This window comes from Microbacterium sp. NPDC058021 (assembly GCF_042885955.1).
Classification (GTDB): domain Bacteria; phylum Actinomycetota; class Actinomycetes; order Actinomycetales; family Microbacteriaceae; genus Microbacterium.
The window spans coordinates 1-7,168 of record NZ_JBHVRF010000009.1; the positions used below are offsets into that span (position 1 = coordinate 1).

Annotated in this window: 1 protein-coding gene, 3 rRNA genes and 1 pseudogene; 4 read left to right on the forward strand and 1 reads right to left on the reverse strand. The window is 59.9% G+C overall.

Going from position 1 to position 7,168, the window contains the following annotated elements:
* A pseudogene (locus ACFVR6_RS16070) lies at positions 1 to 426 on the reverse strand (tryptophan--tRNA ligase); the annotation flags it as partial.
* Positions 427 to 1,257: 831 nt separating this feature from the next.
* Here ACFVR6_RS16070 and ACFVR6_RS16075 point away from each other — a divergent pair.
* The 4 genes from ACFVR6_RS16075 to ACFVR6_RS16090 form a co-directional block, all read left to right on the forward strand.
* Positions 1,258 to 2,784, forward strand: a 16S ribosomal RNA gene (locus ACFVR6_RS16075).
* 319 nt (positions 2,785 to 3,103) lie between these two features.
* Positions 3,104 to 6,226 (forward strand): 23S ribosomal RNA (locus tag ACFVR6_RS16080).
* A gap of 96 nt (positions 6,227 to 6,322) precedes the next feature.
* Positions 6,323 to 6,439: ribosomal RNA gene (gene rrf, locus ACFVR6_RS16085) — 5S ribosomal RNA — on the forward strand.
* Together the 16S, 23S and 5S rRNA genes form the textbook arrangement of a ribosomal RNA operon.
* Before the next feature lie 115 nt (positions 6,440 to 6,554).
* Positions 6,555 to 7,168, forward strand: a 614-nt coding sequence (locus tag ACFVR6_RS16090) for an aminoglycoside phosphotransferase family protein (RefSeq protein WP_386964869.1), incomplete at its 3' end; no start/stop codon positions are given.

Consider the following 7,168-nt stretch of genomic DNA (forward strand, 5'->3'; position numbering starts at 1 on the left):
CCGGTACGCCAGGATGTCCGCCGCCATCAGCACGGGATAGGTCAGCAGCGACAGCCGCACACTCCCGCCCCGCTCCCGCTCCTTCACGGACTTCTCCTTGTACTGGATCATCCGCCGCATCTCCCCGTCGGTGGCGACGCACTCCAGGAGATAGGAGAGCCGTGCGTGCTCGTCGACGTGGCTCTGCACGAAGACCGTGCACCGCTCGGGGTCGAGCCCCGCCGCCAGCAGCAGCGTCGCGGCCTGCCGGCTCAGTCTGCGGACCCGCGCCGGATCGTGCTCGACGGTCAGTGCGTGCAGATCCACCACGCAGAACAGCGCGTCCGCCCGGTGCTGGTCACGCTCGACCCACTGGCGCACCGCGCCCAGGTAGTTCCCCAGCGTCAGATGCCCGGTCGGCTTGATCCCGCTGAATACCCGCGTCATCTCTCTCCCACTCTCTCCGAGGGGCCCCGCACCTTCCGGCCGGCCGCTCCCGCTCAGGGAGGAGATACGCCAACGGCCGCCGGTGCGGCGGCCGTTGTCTGCACACGTCAGGGCTGGCCGCCGTCAGGCGGCCCACCAGAGCCCGTTGTACGTACGCGTGGTCACGGGGGGAGCTTAGACCGGGACCACCCCAAGTTGACAGCCCCTGGAGCCCCTCCGTAAGGTCCAGCGAGTTGCCCGACGTGAGCGCCGGTTCCCACCGGTCCCCGGGCAGCCGATCCGCAGGACCTCTTCAGAACGCACAGCGGTCTCCGCTGCTCGTTCCGTCGCGCATTGCGGAATGAGGAATCCGCGTCCCGACAGGGCCGCCCCCGATTAGCTCGGGGAAAGGGAATCCGCTAAAGTCTCACCAGTCGGAACGGCCCAACAGCCGTGAAGGCGAAACCCGCTGACTGGGAATCAGGCCCGAAAGGATCTGATAGAGTCGGAACCGCCGGAAAGGGAAAAGCGAAGCGGAAACGCGGAGCTGGAACCGGAAAGGCACCGAGGAAATCGGACGCGAAAGAGTCTGATAGAGTCGGGAACACGAAATACCGAAGGGAAGCGCCCGGAGGAAAGCCCGAGAGGGTGAGTACGAAGGAAGCGTCCGTTCCTTGAGAACTCAACAGCGTGCTAAAAGTCAACGCCAGATATGTTGATACCCCGACCGGCCAGGTTCCTGGCTGGTTGAGGTTCCTTTGAAATACAACAGCGAGGACGCTGTGTGCGGCAGGGATTATTCCTCCTTGTCGTACCGCTCTCATGTCTGTTGCACCGGATTACCGGTACACATTCACGGAGAGTTTGATCCTGGCTCAGGACGAACGCTGGCGGCGTGCTTAACACATGCAAGTCGAACGATGAACCGCTTTCGGGCGGGGATTAGTGGCGAACGGGTGAGTAACACGTGGGCAATCTGCCCTGCACTCTGGGACAAGCCCTGGAAACGGGGTCTAATACCGGATATGACTGTCCATCGCATGGTGGATGGTGTAAAGCTCCGGCGGTGCAGGATGAGCCCGCGGCCTATCAGCTTGTTGGTGAGGTAGTGGCTCACCAAGGCGACGACGGGTAGCCGGCCTGAGAGGGCGACCGGCCACACTGGGACTGAGACACGGCCCAGACTCCTACGGGAGGCAGCAGTGGGGAATATTGCACAATGGGCGAAAGCCTGATGCAGCGACGCCGCGTGAGGGATGACGGCCTTCGGGTTGTAAACCTCTTTCAGCAGGGAAGAAGCGAAAGTGACGGTACCTGCAGAAGAAGCGCCGGCTAACTACGTGCCAGCAGCCGCGGTAATACGTAGGGCGCAAGCGTTGTCCGGAATTATTGGGCGTAAAGAGCTCGTAGGCGGCTTGTCACGTCGGTTGTGAAAGCCCGGGGCTTAACCCCGGGTCTGCAGTCGATACGGGCAGGCTAGAGTTCGGTAGGGGAGATCGGAATTCCTGGTGTAGCGGTGAAATGCGCAGATATCAGGAGGAACACCGGTGGCGAAGGCGGATCTCTGGGCCGATACTGACGCTGAGGAGCGAAAGCGTGGGGAGCGAACAGGATTAGATACCCTGGTAGTCCACGCCGTAAACGGTGGGCACTAGGTGTGGGCAACATTCCACGTTGTCCGTGCCGCAGCTAACGCATTAAGTGCCCCGCCTGGGGAGTACGGCCGCAAGGCTAAAACTCAAAGGAATTGACGGGGGCCCGCACAAGCGGCGGAGCATGTGGCTTAATTCGACGCAACGCGAAGAACCTTACCAAGGCTTGACATACACCGGAAACGTCTGGAGACAGGCGCCCCCTTGTGGTCGGTGTACAGGTGGTGCATGGCTGTCGTCAGCTCGTGTCGTGAGATGTTGGGTTAAGTCCCGCAACGAGCGCAACCCTTGTCCCGTGTTGCCAGCAGGCCCTTGTGGTGCTGGGGACTCACGGGAGACCGCCGGGGTCAACTCGGAGGAAGGTGGGGACGACGTCAAGTCATCATGCCCCTTATGTCTTGGGCTGCACACGTGCTACAATGGCCGGTACAATGAGCTGCGATACCGCGAGGTGGAGCGAATCTCAAAAAGCCGGTCTCAGTTCGGATTGGGGTCTGCAACTCGACCCCATGAAGTCGGAGTCGCTAGTAATCGCAGATCAGCATTGCTGCGGTGAATACGTTCCCGGGCCTTGTACACACCGCCCGTCACGTCACGAAAGTCGGTAACACCCGAAGCCGGTGGCCCAACCCCTTGTGGGAGGGAGCTGTCGAAGGTGGGACTGGCGATTGGGACGAAGTCGTAACAAGGTAGCCGTACCGGAAGGTGCGGCTGGATCACCTCCTTTCTAAGGAGCACTTCTTGACTGCCGGCCCTCGGGCTTGGTGGTCCAGAGGCCAGTTCATCAGCGAATGTCTGATGCTGGTTGCTCATGGGTGGAACGTTGACTATTCGGCACTGTCGGTCTGCTTGGACTGTGAGTACTGCTTCGGCGTGGAAAACAGTTCAGGGGGTTGAGGGTGTCGGGCACGCTGTTGGGTGTCTGAGGGAGCGGCCACGATGTGGCTGTTTCTTCGGTTGCCGGCCCCGGTAAAAGCTCATGTGAGTGGGTTGTGACGGGTGGTTGGTCGTTGTTTGAGAACTGCACAGTGGACGCGAGCATCTGTGGCCAAGTTTTTAAGGGCGCACGGTGGATGCCTTGGCACCAGGAACCGATGAAGGACGTGGGAGGCCACGATAGTCCCCGGGGAGTCGTCAACCAGGCTTTGATCCGGGGGTTTCCGAATGGGGAAACCCGGCAGTCGTCATGGGCTGTCACCCGCTGCTGAACTCATAGGCAGTGTGGAGGGAACGCGGGGAAGTGAAACATCTCAGTACCCGCAGGAAGAGAAAACAACCGTGATTCCGGGAGTAGTGGCGAGCGAAACTGGATGAGGCCAAACCGTATGTGTGTGATACCCGGCAGGGGTTGCGCATGCGGGGTTGTGGGATCTCTCTTCCACGGTCTGCCGGCCGTGGGACGAGTCAGAAACCGTTGATGTAGGCGAAGGACATGCGAAAGGTCCGGCGTAGAGGGTAAGACCCCCGTAGTCGAAACATTAGCGGCTCGTTTGAGAGACACCCAAGTAGCACGGGGCCCGAGAAATCCCGTGTGAATCTGGCGGGACCACCCGCTAAGCCTAAATATTCCCTGGTGACCGATAGCGGATAGTACCGTGAGGGAATGGTGAAAAGTACCGCGGGAGCGGAGTGAAATAGTACCTGAAACCGTGTGCCTACAAGCCGTGGGAGCGTCGCGCAAGAATTTCGGTTCTTGCGTCGTGACTGCGTGCCTTTTGAAGAATGAGCCTGCGAGTTAGCGGTGTGTAGCGAGGTTAACCCGTGTGGGGAAGCCGTAGCGAAAGCGAGTCCGAACAGGGCGATTTGAGTTGCACGCTCTAGACCCGAAGCGGAGTGATCTAGCCATGGGCAGGTTGAAGCGGCTGTAAGAGGTCGTGGAGGACCGAACCCACCAGGGTTGAAAACCTGGGGGATGACCTGTGGTTAGGGGTGAAAGGCCAATCAAACTCCGTGATAGCTGGTTCTCCCCGAAATGCATTTAGGTGCAGCGTCGTGTGTTTCTTGCCGGAGGTAGAGCACTGGATAGGCGATGGGCCCTACCGGGTTACTGACCTTAGCCAAACTCCGAATGCCGGTAAGTGAGAGCGCGGCAGTGAGACTGTGGGGGATAAGCTCCATGGTCGAGAGGGAAACAGCCCAGAGCATCGACTAAGGCCCCTAAGCGTACGCTAAGTGGGAAAGGATGTGGAGTCGCAGAGACAACCAGGAGGTTGGCTTAGAAGCAGCCACCCTTGAAAGAGTGCGTAATAGCTCACTGGTCTAGTGATTCCGCGCCGACAATGTAGCGGGGCTCAAGCGTACCGCCGAAGTCGTGTCATTGCAGCAATACTCCCAACGGAGGCTGTGATGGGTAGGGGAGCGTCGTGTGCCGGGTGAAGCAGCCGTGGAAGCGAGTTGTGGACGGTTCACGAGTGAGAATGCAGGCATGAGTAGCGATTCACACGTGAGAAACGTGTGCGCCGATTGACTAAGGGTTCCTGGGTCAAGCTGATCTGCCCAGGGTAAGTCGGGACCTAAGGCGAGGCCGACAGGCGTAGTCGATGGATAACCGGTTGATATTCCGGTACCCGCTGTGAAGCGTCAAACATTGAATCCAGTGATGCTAAGCCCGTGAAGCCGTTCCGGACCCTTCGGGGAATGGAAAGTGGTGGAGCCGGTGGCCCGAGCTGGTAGTAGGTGAGTGATGGGGTGACGCAGGAAGGTAGTCCATCCCGGGCGGTGGTTGTCCCGGGGTAAGGGTGTAGGCCGTGCGATAGGTAAATCCGTCGTACATGTGGCTGAGACCTGATGCCGAGCCGATTGTGGTGAAGTGGATGATCCTATGCTGTCGAGAAAAGCCTCTAGCGAGTTTCATGGCGGCCCGTACCCTAAACCGACTCAGGTGGTCAGGTAGAGAATACCGAGGCGTTCGGGTGAACTATGGTTAAGGAACTCGGCAAAATGCCCCCGTAACTTCGGGAGAAGGGGGGCCATGTCTGGTGATGAGTCTTGCACTCTGAGCTGGGTGTGGCCGCAGAGACCAGCGAGAAGCGACTGTTTACTAAAAACACAGGTCCGTGCGAAGCCGTAAGGCGATGTATACGGACTGACGCCTGCCCGGTGCTGGAACGTTAAGGGGACCGGTTAGTCACATTTCGGTGTGGCGAAGCTGAGAACTTAAGCGCCAGTAAACGGCGGTGGTAACTATAACCATCCTAAGGTAGCGAAATTCCTTGTCGGGTAAGTTCCGACCTGCACGAATGGCGTAACGACTTCTCGACTGTCTCAACCATAGGCCCGGTGAAATTGCATTACGAGTAAAGATGCTCGTTTCGCGCAGCAGGACGGAAAGACCCCGGGACCTTTACTACAGTTTGATATTGGTGTTCGGTTCGGCTTGTGTAGGATAGGTGGGAGACTGTGAAGCATGCACGCCAGTGTGTGTGGAGTCGTCGTTGAAATACCACTCTGGTCGTGCTGGATGTCTAACCTGGGTCCGTGATCCGGATCAGGGACAGTGTCTGATGGGTAGTTTAACTGGGGCGGTTGCCTCCTAAAGAGTAACGGAGGCGCCCAAAGGTTCCCTCAGCCTGGTTGGTAATCAGGTGTTGAGTGTAAGTGCACAAGGGAGCTTGACTGTGAGACCGACGGGTCGAGCAGGGACGAAAGTCGGGACTAGTGATCCGGCGGTGGCTTGTGGAAGCGCCGTCGCTCAACGGATAAAAGGTACCCCGGGGATAACAGGCTGATCTTCCCCAAGAGTCCATATCGACGGGATGGTTTGGCACCTCGATGTCGGCTCGTCGCATCCTGGGGCTGGAGTCGGTCCCAAGGGTTGGGCTGTTCGCCCATTAAAGCGGTACGCGAGCTGGGTTTAGAACGTCGTGAGACAGTTCGGTCCCTATCCGCTGTGCGCGTAGGAATATTGAGAAGGGCTGTCCCTAGTACGAGAGGACCGGGACGGACGAACCTCTGGTGTGCCAGTTGTTCTGCCAAGGGCATGGCTGGTTGGCTACGTTCGGGAGGGATAACCGCTGAAAGCATCTAAGCGGGAAGCCTGCTTCGAGATGAGTATTCCCACCTCCTTGAGAGGGTAAGGCTCCCAGTAGACGACTGGGTTGATAGGCTGGATATGGAAGCCCTGTAAGGGGTGGAGTTGACCGGTACTAATAGGCCGAGGGCTTGTCCTCAGTTGCTCGCGTCCACTGTGTTGGTTCTGAAACCACGAACACCAACCACACATCCACTGTGAAGTGGGTTGTGGTTGCTGGTGTGTTTCGTAGTGTTTCGGTGGTCATAGCGTGAGGGAAACGCCCGGTTACATTCCGAACCCGGAAGCTAAGCCTTACAGCGCCGATGGTACTGCAGGGGGGACCCTGTGGGAGAGTAGGACGCCGCCGAACTATTATTCAGAGTGGTGGTCCCCGGATTTCGTTCCGGGGGCCACCACTTTTTTGTTGCCCGGGTGCGCGACAAATCCGGCGACGTCGGCGTTCCTCCCCGGGATACTGGGCGGCCATGGATGATGAGGTCGAAGTTGTTGTCGCCCATTCCGAGCGGGCGACTCTGCGCGTCGGTGACGTGTATCTGAAGGTGGACGCGGATCGGGCGCGCGTCGATGTCGAGGTCCAGGCGATGGCGCTCGCGCCGGTCCCCACTCCGGACGCTCTGTGGCACAAGCCGCCCGTGCTCGCGCTCGCCGCCCTTCGCGGAACGACGCTCGGGCGTCTGGGCGGGCCCTCGACCGGAACGTCGGCGGCGTGGATGGCTGCGGGCGCCGCCATCCGGCAGCTGCACGAGGCGCCGCTGCCGTCGTGGACCGGGCGGGCCGGCCGGAGCATCGTCACGCTGGCGGAAGAACTCGACCGGGAGTGCCGGTTGCTGGTGGCGAAGGGCTTGCTGCCCGCCGAGCTGGTCATCCGCAATCGGCAGGTGGCCGAGGCCGCGTTCCGGGAGTGGACCCCCGCGTTCACGCACGGCGATCTCCAGATCGCGCACGTCTTCTTGGACGGCGACGAGGTCACGGGCGTCATCGACTGGTCCGAGGCCGGACAGGGCGACCCCTTGTACGACCTCGCCACCTTCTCGCTCGGACACGAGGAGCGTCTCGGTGATCTCCTCGCCGGCTATGG